We start from the raw sequence: 13,635 nt of genomic DNA, 5'->3' as shown, positions 1-13,635 counted from the left end.
CCCCTCCCCAGCCCGCTCAAAACGCCGTCCTCGACCGTAGCGCCGCGGCCAGCGTGCCTTCGTCGAGGTAATCGAGCTCGCCGCCGACCGGCACGCCATGCGCCAGCCTAGTCATCTTCACCTCGAAACCCGACAACTGATCGGTCAGATAATGCGCCGTCGTCTGCCCCTCGACCGTGGCGTTGACGGCAAGGATGACTTCCTTCACCTCGCCGCCGGCGATCCGGTCGACCAGCGAACGGATGTTGAGCTGATCGGGACCGATGCCGTCGAGCGGCGACAGCGTGCCGCCGAGCACGTGGTAGCGCACGTTCATCGCCGCCGCGCGCTCGAGCGCCCAAAGGTCCGAGACGTCCTCGACGACGATCAGCGTGCCGGCGTCGCGGCGCGGGTCGGTGCAGATCATGCAAGGATCGGAGGTGTCGACGTTGCCGCAGGTCGAGCAGATGCGCACCTTGTCGACCGCTTCGCCCATGGCGGCGGCCAAAGGCTCGAGCAGTTGCTCCTTCTTCTTGATGAGATGAAGCGCGGCGCGCCGCGCCGAACGCGGCCCTAGCCCCGGCACCTTGGCCAGGAGCTGGATCAGGCGTTCGATTTCCGGACCGGCGATTCTCTTCGACATCGCCCTGATCTAGGATTTTTCAGAGCGGTTTGGAACAGCCAGCAAGGGCACAGGGCCTGCCATGCTGCCATGGCAGGCCCTGTATTGGATGAAATCGGGTTCAGTTGGTTTCGAGCGGCCGATCCTGGCTGGCGATCATCGCGCCGATGGCGTCGGTATTCTCAGGCGTCGACTGGAAGCCCATCGACGCTTCCTGCGGCGCGCTGGGCACCGAAGAGATGTAGCGGCCCTTGAGCGTGCCGCCGAAACGCGAGGCGTCCGGCTCGGCCATCGGCTCCTGCATCGCCACGACCATCGGCTTCTGCGCGAGGCGGCCGGATTTCTGCGAAGGAGCAGCAGCGGCCGTCACATAGGTCACTTCGGCCGGAACGATTGCCGCCTTGGCCGGAAGCGTCGGTTCGGCCGCATTCATCGCGGCCTGCTTGGCCGGATCCGGGCGTACGATCGTCTTGACCACCGGCTCGGCGGAAGCCACCAGCACGGGGGCGGCAAGGTTGATTTTCTGCTGTTTGTCGGAGGCCATAGCGACCATCGGCTCGTCCGGCAGCGGCTGCCAGTTGCGGCCGCGCTTCTCATAAAAGGCGTTGCCGCCGGCCACCATGGTGTAATGCATGTTCTTGTAAGGGAAGCGCAGGCCGGCGGTGTGGAAATACATCGTGTTCTTGAGCTTGGCCTTGCGCTCGCCTTTCAGCACCGCGTTCGCGGCTTCCTCGACGTCGGGCAGCGCCCTGGAGTTCATCGGCCGCGTCAGCACGCCGGGCGCGAACTGGCCCCTCTCGCCGACGACCTCGCAGATGGTGTTGCCATGCTGGCCCGAGCGCAGCCGGTTCATCACGACCGTGCCGACGGCGATCATGCCGTCACGGCTCGACCGGTTGGACTCGAAGAACATCGCCCTTTGCAGGCATTCCTTGTCCTTCATCGTATAGGAGCGCGAGCTGAGGAAGCTCGGCGTGAGGGCGTCGGTCAGACCCGACACCGACATGCCATGGGAGGAAGTGGTCTGGCTGCAACCGGCCAGGAGCAAGGGGGAAGTGACGATGCCGATAAGCAGCAGCGGCGTCTTCCATCGCGTCGCGATCACCAAAAAAGCCTCATGTCCAGATGCCAGCCCGCCCCGAGATGTGGCAAGAATGAGACTCTTTCAGGCAAAAAGATGGCTAGAAGGTTAGCAACTTCTGGACTTGGGTAAAACTTTATGAATGCCGCGAAATGAGCCCGTGAACATTGCCGGCAAATGGTTAATATTGCAGCCCGGACTCAATTTCCGTTCATAATCAATTAACTGGCGGACACTGCCTCAGAACGGCAATTTCATTCCGGGCGGGATCGGCAAGCCTGCCGTGAGTGCCTTGGTCTTCTCCTGCATCACCTGCTCGACCTTATTTTTGGCGTCATTGTGGGCGGCAAGGATCAGGTCCTCGAGGATCTCGGCTTCGTCCGCCTTGATCAAAGACGGATCGATCTTCAGCGCCTTCATTTCGAACTTGCCGGTCAGCGTGATGCTGACCAGACCGCCGCCGGCCTGGCCGGTGGCTTCAAGCGTGGCGATCTCGTCCTGCATGGCCTGGAACTTGGCCTGCATTTCCTTCGCCTTGCCCATCAGGCCGAGAAGATCTTTCATCGGGTGGTCCTCTAAATTGTTTCAGATTTCGTCGTCGTCGGCCGCAGGCTCGACCGGCACTTCGGCCTCGGCCTCTTCCACGTCCGGCACGTCCGGAATGCGCACGTCGATAATCTTGGCGCCGGGGAAGCGGGCGAGGATGGCCGCGACTGTCGGGTCGCTCTTGGCATCGGAGAAAGCGTTCTCGCGCTTCGTCGTCTCCATCTCGGCCAGTGTCTGGCCGCCCTCCTCCTTCGACAGCGACACCAGCCAGTTGCGGCCGGTCCAGGCGCGCAGCTTGCAGGTCAGCTCGTTGAGCAGCATCTTGGGCGCGTCGTCGGTCAGCGCCACGTCGAGACGGCCGGGCTCGACGCGCACCGGCCGGACGCAACGTTTCAGGAGCACCTTGAAGGCCATGTCGCGATTGGCGTCCGCAAGCGCGACGATATCGGCCAGCGATTTGACCGGAACGACAGGGGTTTCGACAACCGGCTCCGGTGCTGGGACAAACGCAGCCGGCGCGGGCTGCGCTTCGACCAGGCGCATGGTCTGCGCACCGCCATTTGAACCGGGCATCCGGGTCTGCGCGACAGCACTTGCGCCGCCGCCATTGCCGACCGGTGCGCCATTGGCGCGCGGCGCGCCATTCGGCAGCGGTCCCGCGCCTTCCAGCGATTTCAGCGCCTCGTCCAGCGTCGGCAGGTCGGCGGCATGCGCCAGCCTGATCAGCACCATTTCGCCGGCGCTGACGGGGCGGTTGGACGACTGCACCTCGGGAATGCCCTTGAGCAGCATCTGCCAGGTCCGCGACAGCACGCGCACCGAAAGCGTGCTGGCGAATTCGGCGCCGCGCCGGCGCTCGTCTTCGGAAAGCGAAGCATCGTCGGCTGCCGCCGGCACGAAGCGCAGCCGGGTGACGAGGTGATTGAACTCGGCAAGGTCGGTGAGCACCGCAGCCGGATCGGCGCCGGTGTCGTATTGCGCGCGGAACTCTGCCAAAGCCGCCGCCACGTCGCCCTTCATGACATGCTCGAACAGGTCGATGATGCGGGCGCGGTCGGCGAGGCCTAGCATGGCGCGCACCGCGTCGGCGCTGACAGTGCCGCTGCCATGGGCGATCGCCTGGTCGAGGATGGAGAGCGAATCACGGGCCGAGCCTTCGGCGGCCCGCGCGATCATCGCCAGGGCCTCGTCATCGACGGAAATGCCTTCCTTGGCGGCGATCGAGGCCAGATGCCCGACCAGCGCACCGGCATCGATGCGCCTCAGGTCGAAACGCTGGCAGCGCGACAGGACCGTGATCGGCACTTTACGGATTTCGGTGGTGGCGAAGATGAATTTGACGTGCGGCGGCGGCTCTTCCAGCGTCTTCAGCAGGCCGTTGAAAGCCTGGGTGGAGAGCATGTGCACTTCGTCGATGATGTAGACCTTGTAACGGGCGGAGACCGGCGCGTAGCGCACGCGGTCGATGATGTCCCTGATGTCGTCGATGCCGGTGTGCGAGGCGGCGTCCATCTCGATGACGTCGACATGGCGGCCTTCCATGATCGCCTGGCAATGCTCGCCGGGGATCGAAAGGTCGACGGAGGGTTGGTCGACGGTCGCGGTCTTGTAGTTTAGGGCCCGCGCGAGGATGCGTGCTGTCGTCGTCTTGCCGACACCGCGCACGCCGGTCAGCATCCAGGCCTGGGCGATGCGGCCGGTGGCGAACGCGTTGGTCAACGTGCGGACCATCGGCTCCTGGCCGATCAGCTCGGAGAAATTCGAAGGGCGGTATTTGCGCGCCAGGACGCGATAGGCGCCGGCCTTGCCGGTCTCCAGGCTTTCCGTCCCCAAGTTTCCGACTTCGCTCATTCGCCGTCAAAAGCTCCCAGACCGCGACGGAAGGCGGCCGATTCCTGCGCATAGTCTCGCCCGCACGGCTTGGCGCCGTCAATGTCGCGGGAGAAAGGCGAAGAGGTGGGAGGCTGGAACAATGACCCGTTCCGGGCTCGTTAGGGCTGCTTCCTTCCGGACCTGACCCGGTTGGCGAGTGGATCGTCCACCACCAACCTCCCGGGCTCCATATCGGCAATTCGGCAGCGAAATGCAAGGGCCGAGCCGGAACCCGCAACCGCATCGAGGCGGAAAGTCCTTCAAATCGATAATAGCGGTCAATGAATCGCTTGCAGCCACCTTGCCGCCGCTCTAGCGTTCCGGGTTTGGAAAATGCTTACAACAAAAGTGAAGGAAATGCCCATGCTGCCTGGCCTTGAGGCCGGATTCACGCTGGACGCCCGGCTGGAGGCGGACAGCGAGCAGCTTATGTGGCTTGGCCTTTGCGAGCTCAGGCTGATGAACGACCGCCGCTGGCCATGGCTGATGCTGGTGCCGCAGCGGCCCGGCGTGGAAGAAATCCACGAAATGACGCCGCTCGACCAGACGATGCTGACCTTCGAGACCAATATGGTGGCGCAGGCGCTGAAGCGGGTGACCGGCTGCACCAAGATCAACACCGGCGCGCTCGGCAACGTCGTGCGCCAGCTGCATGTCCACGTTGTCGCCCGCTCAGAGGGCGACCCCGGCTGGCCGGGACCGGTCTGGGGCCACGGCATACGCGAGCCCTACCAGCGCTCCGACATCAGGCGGTTTGCCGAAACGATCAAGGCGGCGCTATAAGCTGAGCATTGTCCATTCAGCGCCCCTTGTGTCCCTCACCTGCCCGAGTCCCCATGAGCTTTCGCCTGTTTGACGCGCCCTTGCGCGAGCCGAGCCAATTCGTCGGTTTCGCCGGCAACCGGATCGACCGTCAGTCCGAGAACCGGGCCGACGATGCGGTCGAGAAGGCGCTGGCCGACCGGACCGCGCGGCTGATGCTGATGCATGCCGGCCGGCTCTACCTCAAACTCGACGGCGGCAAGTTCGACCCGTGGTTCAAGCCGGATGAAAGCCAGGCCTTCGAGGCTTCGCTCGGCCAAGCAGTGCTGCTCGGCCTTTCAGAGGAAGGCCCTGTGCTTGCGGTGCCCGCCAGCGTCGAGCCGGAAAAGCTGCCCGAAACGATCAAGGCGATCGACTACCGGTCGGTCTATATGCAGGGGCTGATCGACGAGGCCGCCGCCGGCGCGCTGGCGCAAGGGGCGGCGCTTCTTGCCTGGCACGCCAGCCACGCCTTCTGCTCGAAATGCGGCAACCGCTCGGAGATGCGCGCCGGCGGCTACCGGCGCCATTGCCCTTCCTGCAGCACCGACCACTTTCCGCGCACCGATCCGGTGGCGATCATGCTGACGGTGACGCGCGATAAATGCCTGCTGGGGCGCGGCAGGCATTTCGCGCCGGGCATGTATTCGGCGCTTGCCGGGTTTATCGAACCGGGCGAGACGATCGAGGCGGCGGTGCGGCGCGAGACGCTGGAAGAGGCCGGCATCCGGCTCGGCCGCGTCGTCTACCATGCCAGCCAGCCTTGGCCGTTCCCTTACTCGCTGATGATCGGCTGCTTCGGCGAGCCGCTCAACGAGAATATCCAGGCCGACCTCAACGAGCTGGAGGATTGCCGCTGGTTCTTCCGGGACGAGGTGCGCACCATGCTGGACAGGCAGCATGCCGACGGCCTGATTACACCGCCGAAAGGGGCAATCGCCCATCACCTCATCCGCGCCTGGGTCGATAGCGAATAGGAGCAGAAGAATGATCCGCCACACCGTCGTGTTCACCTTGAAACATCCGTTGCAGTCGCTGGAGACAAAGCGCTTCCTGCACGACGCGAAGAAAATCCTGACCGGGATCAAGGGCGTCACGCATTTCGAGCAGCTGCGGCAGGTGAGCCCGAAAAACGACTACCAGTTCGGCTTCTCGATGGAGTTCGCCGACCAGGCGGCCTACACGCGCTACAACGAACATCCCGACCATGTCGCCTTCGTGCGCGACCGCTGGGTGCCCGAGGTCGAGAAGTTTTTGGAGATCGACTACGTGCCGCTGAGCGCGGCAATCTAAGCGCAGTCGTGGTAAACAGGTTGAGCCGCCTGGCACACTCCTAGCACGGGGCACAATCAATCACGCACTTGCGATGGGTTGCCATCCGTTCGTCCAACCTTGCAATTTCTGCTCAAACGCATTAGATGTGGTTACGTAACCACATTTGGTGAAATTGATATGATCACCACGCTTTCGGGTCGCGAACTCAATCAGGATCTTGGCCGCGCAAAACGCGCTGCCAAGAACGGTCCGGTGATCATCACCGACAGAGGGCGGCCAGTGCATGTCCTCATGTCGTTCGATGAATATAAACGGCTCACCGGCAAAACGCGGTCGCTCGGTGACATGCTGGCTGCGCCGGAGGCAGGTGACTTTGACCTGCCGCTGCCGCCTCGCACGGAACGCGCCCAGCCGGTAGACCTTTCCTAATGCTGTTGCTCGATACCAATGTCGTATCCGAATTGCGAAAGGTATCGAGCGGTAGGGCGCATCCCAATGTCGTGCTCTGGAACGAAACCGTCGATCCTGCCGAAACCTTCATTTCGGCCGCCGTTCTGCACGAGCTGGAGATTGGCGTAAGACTGGTGGAACGCCATGATGCCGTTGCTGGCAAAGCATTGCGCAATTGGTTGGAAAATGCGGTTCTCACAACATTCTCCGGTCGAATCCTGCCGCTGGACGAGGCAGCCGCCGTTCAGGCGGCACAATGGCATGTGCCCAATCCCAAACCGATCAATAACGCCTATATCGCGGCCACGGCCTTCACCCGACGGATGACGCTGGTGACGCGCAACATTGGCGATTTCGAGGGAATGGGAGTAACGCTGGTAAATCCATGGGACGACCAAGCGTAGGCCTCAACTCATCGTTTCGTGCATGTCTTTGCCCCGACAGGGCGACACGCCTTAATCCGCTACCTTCCACTGCTCGCGCGAGGCGCTGGCCGGATAGACGCCGAGAATGCGCATTTCGCGCGAGAAGAAGCGCAGCTCGTCCAGCGCCAGCTTGACCAGCGGGTCGTCCGGGTGGCCTTCGATGTCGGCGTAGAACAGCGTCGCGGTGAAGGCGCCAAGCTGGTAGCTCTCCAACTTGGTCATGTTGATGCCGTTGGTGGCGAAGCCGCCCATCGCCTTATAGAGCGCAGCCGGCACGTTGCGGACACGGAAGATGAAGGTGGTCATCATCTTGGCGTCCGGCACGGGGCGCTCCACCCATTGCTTGTTCTTGGTCAGCACGACGAAGCGGGTGACGTTGGAGTCGGTGTCCTCGACATTCTTCTCGATGATGTCGAGCCCATAGAGCTCGGCGGCTAAAGCCGGCGCCAGCGCGGCCATGGTGCGGTCCCTGACCTCCGACACCATCTTGGCCGAACCCGCCGTGTCGCCGGCGACCACAGGCTTCCAGCCGTTCTTGCGGATATATTTGCGGCACTGGCCGAGCGCGTGGATGTGGCTGTGGACGGTCCTGATCTCTTCGCGCTTCACGCCCGGCAGCACCATGAGCTGAAAGTGGATCGGCAGGAAATATTCGCCGACGATGTGCAGCTTCGATTCCGGCAAGAGGTGGTGGATGTCGGCGACGCGGCCGGCGATGGTGTTCTCGATCGGAATCATGGCGAGGTCGGCCTTGCCGGTCTCGACCGCGTTGAAGGCATCCTCGAAGGTCGGGCACGGCAACGGCTCCATCGCGGGAAACATGTTGCGGCAGGCCGTGTCGGAATTGGCGCCGGGATCGCCCTGGAAGGAAATTCTGTTGGTCTTTTCAGGCATGCTCATGTCTCATTTTGAAAGGATTTGCCTGGCGCGTTCGAGATCGTGCGGCGTGTCGACGCCGAGCGGCAGCGATTTGACGATCTCGGCGTCGATGCGCATGCCGGCTTCCAGCGCGCGCAGCTGCTCCAGCCGCTCGCGCCGCTCGAGCGGCGACGGCTTGAGCGCCACGAAGCGTTCGAGCGCCGCACGGCGATAGGCATAGAGGCCGATGTGGTGATAGAGCGGCCCCTCGCCCCAGGGCGCGGTGGCGCGGGTGAAATAAAACGCCCTCAGCCGTGTCGACGATAGCGGCGAGCCGACGATCTTGACGACATTGGGATTGGTCTTCTCCTCGTCGCGCACGATCTCGACGCCGAGCGTGGCGATATCGACCGATTTGTCCTCGAACGGCCGCAGCGACGCGCCGATGATCTCGGGGTCGACGGTCGGCAGATCGCCCTGAACGTTGACGATCGTTTCTACCTGCTTTTCGGGGTCGAGGGCCGTCAGCGCCTCGAAGATGCGGTCGGAGCCCGATTCGTGATCCGCGCGGGTCATGACAGCCTCGAAGCCATGCGCCCGCACGGCCTGCGCGACGGCTTCGGTGTCGGTCGCCACCACCACGCGGCCAAGCCCGGCCTCGGCGGCGCGGCGGGCGACATGGACGATCATCGGCGCGCCCGCAATGTCGGCCAGCGGCTTGCCCGGCAGACGCGTCGAGGCCATGCGGGCGGGGATCAGGATCAACGTCGACATCGGATTTTTGGGCGGCCGAAAAAAGCGGATGGAAAGTGGCAAAAGGTCTCACTGGAAGCGCCCTTATAGGTGTTGCAACGCCAGAGCAAAAGACCTAGTTTCCGCCCGGTTTGACTGGCCTTTCAGGGCAGTTCGCGATACCGACGGACGGAGTGGACGGGACGGTCCGCCGGAAAAGGGAGCAAGGGGCGTATGGATTCCAACGAAGTCAACAAGCTGCTCGGCGGATTTCTGGGAACCTGCTTCATCGTCTTTTCAATAGGCCTCGTCTCGGACGGGCTGTTCGCCTCGCCGGCGCCCGAAAAGCCCGGCTTCGCCATCGAAACCCAGGAGCCGACCGAAGGCGGCCCGGCCGCGCCTGCCGCGGCTGAAAAGCCGATCGCCGACCTGCTTGCCACCGCCAATGCCGAAGCGGGCGCCGCCATCTTCAAGAAGTGCCAGGCCTGCCATTCGGGCGAAAAGGGCGGCCCGAACAAGGTCGGTCCGGATCTTTGGGACATCGTCGACCGCCCCGTCGCCGAGCATGAGGGCTTCGCCTATTCGGCCGGCATGAAGGATTTCTCCAAGGGCGGCCAGGAGCACTGGACCTATGAGAACCTCAACCACTTCATCACCGCGCCCAAGAAGTTCGTGAAGGGCACGGCGATGGGCTTTGCCGGCCTGCCGAAGGAAGAAGACCGCGCCAACGTGATCGCCTATCTGCGCACGCTGTCGGACAATCCGAAGCCGCTGCCGCAGCCGGGCGCTTCGGCCGAAGCCAAGCCCGCCGAAGGCGCCAAGCCGGCGGAAGGTGCCGCACCCGCGAAGCCCGCGGAAGGCGCCGCGCCGGCCAAGCCGGCCGAGGGAACCGCTCCGGCCAAGCCGGCCGAGGGAACCGCTCCGGCCAAGCCGGCCGCGCCCGCCCAATAAACAATTTGTCATAAAGACTTCCTTGGAAAAGCCGGGTTCGTCCCGGCTTTTCTGTTAGAAAGCTGCATGGACGGCGACAAAGGCGGCACTTGCGGTTTTCACCGGCGTCAAATGATCTAGATTGCGGGTGGCAGAGCAATTCCAGGAAAGCGGAACCGGGTTTTCCGTCCGGAATTGCGTCGAAACAAGCGATAGAGCGGCCGTCGTTCCCATGAAACGATGAATGCTCCAGGGCTCGCGACGAGGAGAACGCATGACGGTTGGCCGTTTCCGCACGCTTTTCGCATCGGCATTGGTGTTCGCCTTCGCCGCCAGCCTGCAGGCCGGCTTCGCCGATGAGTGGCGCACGACGTCGTCGCTGATCGGACCTTCAAAATACGGCGATAATTTTCAGCGCTACGACTACGTCAATCCGGATGCGCCGAAGGGCGGCACGCTGAACCGAGTTGTTATCGGTACTTTCGACAGCTTCAATCCTTACATCGTGCAGGGTTCCGTAGCCGCCGGCTTTGCGCAGTTTGGCGGCGGGCTGCTTTATGACACGCTGATGGAACAGGCGACGGACGAAGGCAGCGTCAGCCACCCTTTGGTCGCCGAAGCCTACAAATATCCGTCCGACTATTCCTCGGCGACCTACCGGCTCGATCCGCGCGCCAAATGGCATGACGGCCAGCCGATCACCGCCGACGACGTGGTCTGGTCGTTCCAAGTCCTCAAAGCGAACAGCCCGATGTACAACCGCTATTTCGAGAACGTGACCGACGCCGTCGCGATCTCGGACCGCGAGGTTGAGTTCCATTTCAGCCAGAAGGGCAACCGCGAGCTGCCCAAGATCCTCGGCGATCTCGTCGTCCTGCCGAAGCACTGGTGGGAGGGCACCGACGCCAGCGGCAAGAAGCGCGACATCACCCGGCCGACGCTGGAGCCGCCGCTGGGCTCCGCCGCCTACAAGATTGCGAGCTTCAAGGCCGGCTCTGAGATCGTCTGGCAGCGCGTGCCCGACTATTGGGCGGCCAAGCTGCCGGTGAAGATCGGCCGTGAGAATTTCGACACCCAGCGCTTCAGCTACTTCCTTGATGACAACGCCTCGTGGCAAGCGTTCACCAAGGGCGGCTTTGAGGACTTTCGCGCAGAGGCACGTGCCCAGCGCTGGGCGGTCGAGTACACATTCCCGGCTGTCAAAGCGGCGGATGTCATCAAGAAGGAGTTCCCTCTTACCTCTCCACAGCCGATGCAGGCTTACGTCATAAATACGAGACGGCCGCTTTTTCAAGACGTGCGGGTGCGTCAAGCTTTGACCTATGCCTACGATTTCGAGTCCATGAATCGGACGATCTTTTTCGGTGCCTATACGCGCACCGATAGCTATTTCGAAGGCGGCGACCTGGCTTCGCGCGGATTGCCGCAAGGCAAGGAACTGGAGATCTTACAGCAATACCGGGACAAGCTGCCCCCTGAGCTGTTCACCACTGAGTTCAAACTGCCGGTCTACGACACGCCGCAATCGGCACGTGAGAATTTGCGGAAAGCCTATGATCTCCTGAAGCAGGCAGGGTGGATCAACAAAGGAGGCAAGTTGGTCAATGCGCAGACGGGGACCCAATTCAAGATCGAGTTTCTTGGCAACGATCCTGTCGACGAGCGCGTAGCCGCTCCCTTCATGGACAACCTTCGACGTTTGGGTATCGACGCCACCCTGCGGATCGTCGATGACAGCCAATACACAAATCGCACCCGCGCCTTCGATTTCGACGTGCTGGCGCTGGCAAGCTTCCAGCAGTCGAACTCGCCTGGTAACGAGCAACGGGACTTCTGGAGCTCGAAGGCCGCAGATACCCCGGGGTCACGTAACCTTGCCGGCATCAAGAACCAGGTGGTCGACGCATTGGTCGACCGTGTCATCTTGGCAACCGACCGAGATGATCTTGTTGCCGCCACGCACGCTCTCGATCGAGTGCTGCTCTGGAACTATTATATGGTGCCGCAGTGGCATTTGGGAAAAGTGCGCGCCGCCTATTGGAACAAGTTCGGCTTCCCCGAAAAACAACCCAGCTATATCGGTGTTGATCTCGATTCCTGGTGGATCGATCCTGCGAGAGAAAAGGCGCTGGCCGCCAAATATAAGGGCGTTAATTGATGGGGCGGCGGACTTTGCTTCCTCGCCGCGACTTCCTGGCGCTCGGCGCCGCAGCCACGGCCGCCGCGTTGCTGCCCGGCCGAGCTTTTGCCGAGACCCCGACCGGCGTCAAATTGCATGGCCTGTCGGCCTTCGGCGACCTCAAATACAAGGCCGATTTCACGCATTTCGACTATGTCAATGTCGATGCGCCGCAAGGCGGCAGCTTCAACTTCTCGCCGCCCAATTGGGGTGCGAACCAGAGCCCGCAGACCTTCAACACACTGAATTCATTCGTCCCCAAGGGCGATTCCCCGCAACGCATGGAGATGTGCTTCGATTCCCTGATGGTACGGGCACTCGACGAGCCGGACGCGGTCTATGGATTGATCGCCGACGGTGTTACGATCTCCGACGACCGCAACGGCTTCACCTTCTCGCTGCGCCCGCAGGCGCGCTTCCATAACGGCACCCCGCTCACCGCCGACGATGTCGCCTTCACCTTCAAACTGCTGAAAGACAAAGGGCATCCGGACTACGCGCTGTCGCTGACGCATCTGGATGACGCGGTAGCGAAGGACACCCACACGGTAGAGCTCAAATTCTCCGGCAAGCAGTCGGCCCGCACCATCCTCAACGTGGTCGGATTTCCTATCCTTTCGAAGGCCTTCTTTACGGCCAACCCGTTCGATTCCTCGCAGCTCAACCCGCCGCTCGGCTCAAGCGCCTACAAGGTCGGGCGCCGGTCGGCCGGCGCCTGGATTGAATATGAGCGGGTGGCCGACTATTGGGGCAACGACCTGCCGGTCAATCGCGGCCTGAACAATTTCGGGCGCATCCGCATCGAGTTCTACCAGGATCGCACCGCAGGCTTCGAGGCCTTCAAAAAGGGCGAGATCCTCTACCGCGAGGAGTTCACCTCGCGCGTCTGGGCGACAGCCTACGATTTTCCGGCCTTCACCGCCGGCAAGGTCATCAAGCATGAGTTCCCGGCCGAGACGGTGCCTTCGATGCAGGCCACCGCGGTCAACCAGCGGCGTGAGCAGTTCAAGGATCCGCGCGTGCGGCAGGCGATCGCGCTCTGCTTCGACTTCGAATGGACACGGCGCAACTTTTTCTATGGTTCCTATGAGCGTTCGCAATCCTGCTTCGAGAAATCCGACTTCCGGGCCTCGGGCATGCCGACGCCGCAGGAGTTGGCGCTGCTTGAGCCGCTGCGCGACCAGTTGCCGCCGGAGACCTTCGGCGAGGCCGTGACGCAGCCGGCCTCGGACGGGTCCGGGCGGGACCGCAAGCAACTGAGCGCGGCGCTGAAGCTGCTCGCCGAGGCCGGCTGGAAACGCTCCGGCGATTTCGTGGTCGATGACAAGGGCGGGCGGCTGGCCGTCGAATTTCTGGTCGATGACGAGACCTTCGTGCAGGTCTATTCGCCCTGGGTCGCCAACATGAAGGCCATCGGCATCGACGCCTCGATCCGTCTGGTGGATTCAGCGCAGTATCAGCTCAGGCAATCGACATTCGATTTCGACCTGCTGTCGGCCGCCTTCAATTTCAGCGCCACGCCGACCCGCGACGATCTGGAGATTTTCTTCCATTCGCGCAGCGCCTCAGTATCGGGTTCGCGCAACCTGCCGGGCGTTGCAAGCCCGGCAATCGATGCGTTAATCGATGCCGTGGGCGCCGCCAAGGATCGTGAAAGCCTGACCACCGCCATGCGTGCGTTGGACCGGGCCTTGCGCGCGCGGCGCGATTGGATTCCAAGTTGGTATCTGGCGAATCACCGAAGCGCCTATTGGGACATGTTCGGTTTTCCGGAACAGAAACCCGATTTCGGCTTTCCGGTCGAGGCGCTGTGGTGGTTCGACAAGGGCAAGGCGGCAAAGATTGGCAAAGCCTGACATGATCCTTCGCGCGGGGCCCGTCGCCT

General features: G+C 62.7%; 14 protein-coding genes and 1 other RNA gene. 8 read left to right on the top strand and 7 right to left on the bottom strand.

The annotated features are described in order from the left end of the window. Positions 1–16 precede the first annotated feature (16 nt). The 5 genes from recR to ffs all read right to left on the bottom strand — a co-directional run bounded on the left by recR (position 17) and on the right by ffs (position 4,281). Positions 17–622 carry a recombination mediator RecR gene (gene recR / locus LB528_RS21225; RefSeq protein ID WP_224716191.1) on the bottom strand — a complete coding sequence of 202 codons (606 nt, stop codon included), beginning with the start codon at positions 620–622 and terminating at the stop codon, positions 17–19. A 100-nt stretch (positions 623–722) separates the two neighbouring features. Further along, on the bottom strand, positions 723–1,706 hold the full coding sequence (locus LB528_RS21220) for a cell wall hydrolase (RefSeq protein WP_224716190.1): 984 nt from the start codon (positions 1,704–1,706) through the stop codon (positions 723–725). 216 nt (positions 1,707–1,922) lie between these two features. Further along, positions 1,923–2,246, bottom strand: coding sequence for a YbaB/EbfC family nucleoid-associated protein (locus LB528_RS21215; protein WP_040993963.1), 324 nt, complete (start codon positions 2,244–2,246; stop codon positions 1,923–1,925). Positions 2,247–2,267: 21 nt separating this feature from the next. Further along, a complete protein-coding gene (locus LB528_RS21210; RefSeq protein WP_224716189.1) occupies positions 2,268–4,079 on the bottom strand; it encodes a DNA polymerase III subunit gamma/tau in 1,812 nt (603 codons plus the stop codon). Positions 4,080–4,184: 105 nt separating this feature from the next. Next, positions 4,185–4,281: signal recognition particle sRNA small type (ffs, locus tag LB528_RS21205), an RNA gene on the bottom strand. A 182-nt stretch (positions 4,282–4,463) separates the two neighbouring features. Here ffs and LB528_RS21200 point away from each other — a divergent pair. The 5 genes from LB528_RS21200 to LB528_RS21180 all read left to right on the top strand — a co-directional run bounded on the left by LB528_RS21200 (position 4,464) and on the right by LB528_RS21180 (position 7,030). Further along, positions 4,464–4,883: an HIT family protein gene (locus LB528_RS21200; protein WP_224716188.1), complete on the top strand. Its 420-nt coding sequence runs from the start codon at positions 4,464–4,466 to the stop codon at positions 4,881–4,883. Positions 4,884–4,936: 53 nt separating this feature from the next. Then, positions 4,937–5,878: an NAD(+) diphosphatase gene (nudC, locus tag LB528_RS21195; RefSeq protein WP_224716187.1), complete on the top strand. Its 942-nt coding sequence runs from the start codon at positions 4,937–4,939 to the stop codon at positions 5,876–5,878. 10 nt (positions 5,879–5,888) lie between these two features. Beyond that, positions 5,889–6,194: a Dabb family protein gene (locus tag LB528_RS21190; RefSeq protein ID WP_224514136.1), complete on the top strand. Its 306-nt coding sequence runs from the start codon at positions 5,889–5,891 to the stop codon at positions 6,192–6,194. Positions 6,195–6,353: 159 nt separating this feature from the next. Beyond that, positions 6,354–6,605 carry a type II toxin-antitoxin system Phd/YefM family antitoxin gene (locus tag LB528_RS21185; protein ID WP_224716186.1) on the top strand — a complete coding sequence of 84 codons (252 nt, stop codon included), beginning with the start codon at positions 6,354–6,356 and terminating at the stop codon, positions 6,603–6,605. Next, on the top strand, positions 6,605–7,030 hold the full coding sequence (locus LB528_RS21180; RefSeq protein ID WP_224716185.1) for a type II toxin-antitoxin system VapC family toxin: 426 nt from the start codon (positions 6,605–6,607) through the stop codon (positions 7,028–7,030). Before LB528_RS21185 ends, LB528_RS21180 begins: the two co-directional genes overlap by 1 nt. Positions 7,031–7,081: 51 nt before the next feature. Here the strand turns inward: LB528_RS21180 and LB528_RS21175 are convergent, their stop codons facing one another. Further along, a complete protein-coding gene (locus LB528_RS21175) occupies positions 7,082–7,945 on the bottom strand; it encodes a prephenate dehydratase (RefSeq protein WP_224716184.1) in 864 nt (287 codons plus the stop codon). A gap of 9 nt (positions 7,946–7,954) precedes the next feature. Further along, a complete protein-coding gene (locus LB528_RS21170; protein WP_224716183.1) occupies positions 7,955–8,683 on the bottom strand; it encodes a 3-deoxy-manno-octulosonate cytidylyltransferase in 729 nt (242 codons plus the stop codon). A gap of 192 nt (positions 8,684–8,875) precedes the next feature. Between LB528_RS21170 and LB528_RS21165 the strand changes: the two genes are divergently transcribed. The 3 genes from LB528_RS21165 to LB528_RS21155 all read left to right on the top strand — a co-directional run bounded on the left by LB528_RS21165 (position 8,876) and on the right by LB528_RS21155 (position 13,606). Next, positions 8,876–9,592 (top strand): c-type cytochrome, encoded by a 717-nt coding sequence (locus tag LB528_RS21165; protein WP_224716182.1) that lies wholly within the window; start codon positions 8,876–8,878, stop codon positions 9,590–9,592. A gap of 253 nt (positions 9,593–9,845) precedes the next feature. After that, positions 9,846–11,729 carry an extracellular solute-binding protein gene (locus LB528_RS21160; RefSeq protein WP_224716181.1) on the top strand — a complete coding sequence of 628 codons (1,884 nt, stop codon included), beginning with the start codon at positions 9,846–9,848 and terminating at the stop codon, positions 11,727–11,729. Continuing rightward, a complete protein-coding gene (locus tag LB528_RS21155; RefSeq protein ID WP_224716180.1) occupies positions 11,729–13,606 on the top strand; it encodes an extracellular solute-binding protein in 1,878 nt (625 codons plus the stop codon). Before LB528_RS21160 ends, LB528_RS21155 begins: the two co-directional genes overlap by 1 nt. Positions 13,607–13,635: the final 29 nt, after the last annotated feature.

The organism is Mesorhizobium sp. CA4, from assembly GCF_020165075.1.
In the GTDB taxonomy this organism is placed as follows: Bacteria; Pseudomonadota; Alphaproteobacteria; order Rhizobiales; family Rhizobiaceae; genus Mesorhizobium.
This window is presented reverse-complemented; position numbering and strand designations above follow the sequence as displayed.

Bases quoted from the DNA above. Each gene is read 5' to 3' on its own strand.
- recR (WP_224716191.1), bottom strand. From the start codon at position 622: ATGTCGAAGAGAATCGCCGGTCCGGAAATCGAACGCCTGATCCAGCTC.
- LB528_RS21215 (WP_040993963.1), bottom strand. From the start codon at position 2,246: ATGAAAGATCTTCTCGGCCTGATGGGCAAGGCGAAGGAAATGCAGGCC.
- LB528_RS21210 (WP_224716189.1), bottom strand. From the start codon at position 4,079: ATGAGCGAAGTCGGAAACTTGGGGACGGAAAGCCTGGAGACCGGCAAG.
- LB528_RS21200 (WP_224716188.1), top strand. From the start codon at position 4,464: ATGCTGCCTGGCCTTGAGGCCGGATTCACGCTGGACGCCCGGCTGGAG.
- nudC (WP_224716187.1), top strand. From the start codon at position 4,937: ATGAGCTTTCGCCTGTTTGACGCGCCCTTGCGCGAGCCGAGCCAATTC.
- LB528_RS21190 (WP_224514136.1), top strand. From the start codon at position 5,889: ATGATCCGCCACACCGTCGTGTTCACCTTGAAACATCCGTTGCAGTCG.
- LB528_RS21185 (WP_224716186.1), top strand. From the start codon at position 6,354: ATGATCACCACGCTTTCGGGTCGCGAACTCAATCAGGATCTTGGCCGC.
- LB528_RS21180 (WP_224716185.1), top strand. From the start codon at position 6,605: ATGCTGTTGCTCGATACCAATGTCGTATCCGAATTGCGAAAGGTATCG.
- LB528_RS21175 (WP_224716184.1), bottom strand. From the start codon at position 7,945: ATGCCTGAAAAGACCAACAGAATTTCCTTCCAGGGCGATCCCGGCGCC.
- LB528_RS21170 (WP_224716183.1), bottom strand. From the start codon at position 8,683: ATGTCGACGTTGATCCTGATCCCCGCCCGCATGGCCTCGACGCGTCTG.
- LB528_RS21165 (WP_224716182.1), top strand. From the start codon at position 8,876: ATGGATTCCAACGAAGTCAACAAGCTGCTCGGCGGATTTCTGGGAACC.
- LB528_RS21160 (WP_224716181.1), top strand. From the start codon at position 9,846: ATGACGGTTGGCCGTTTCCGCACGCTTTTCGCATCGGCATTGGTGTTC.
- LB528_RS21155 (WP_224716180.1), top strand. From the start codon at position 11,729: ATGGGGCGGCGGACTTTGCTTCCTCGCCGCGACTTCCTGGCGCTCGGC.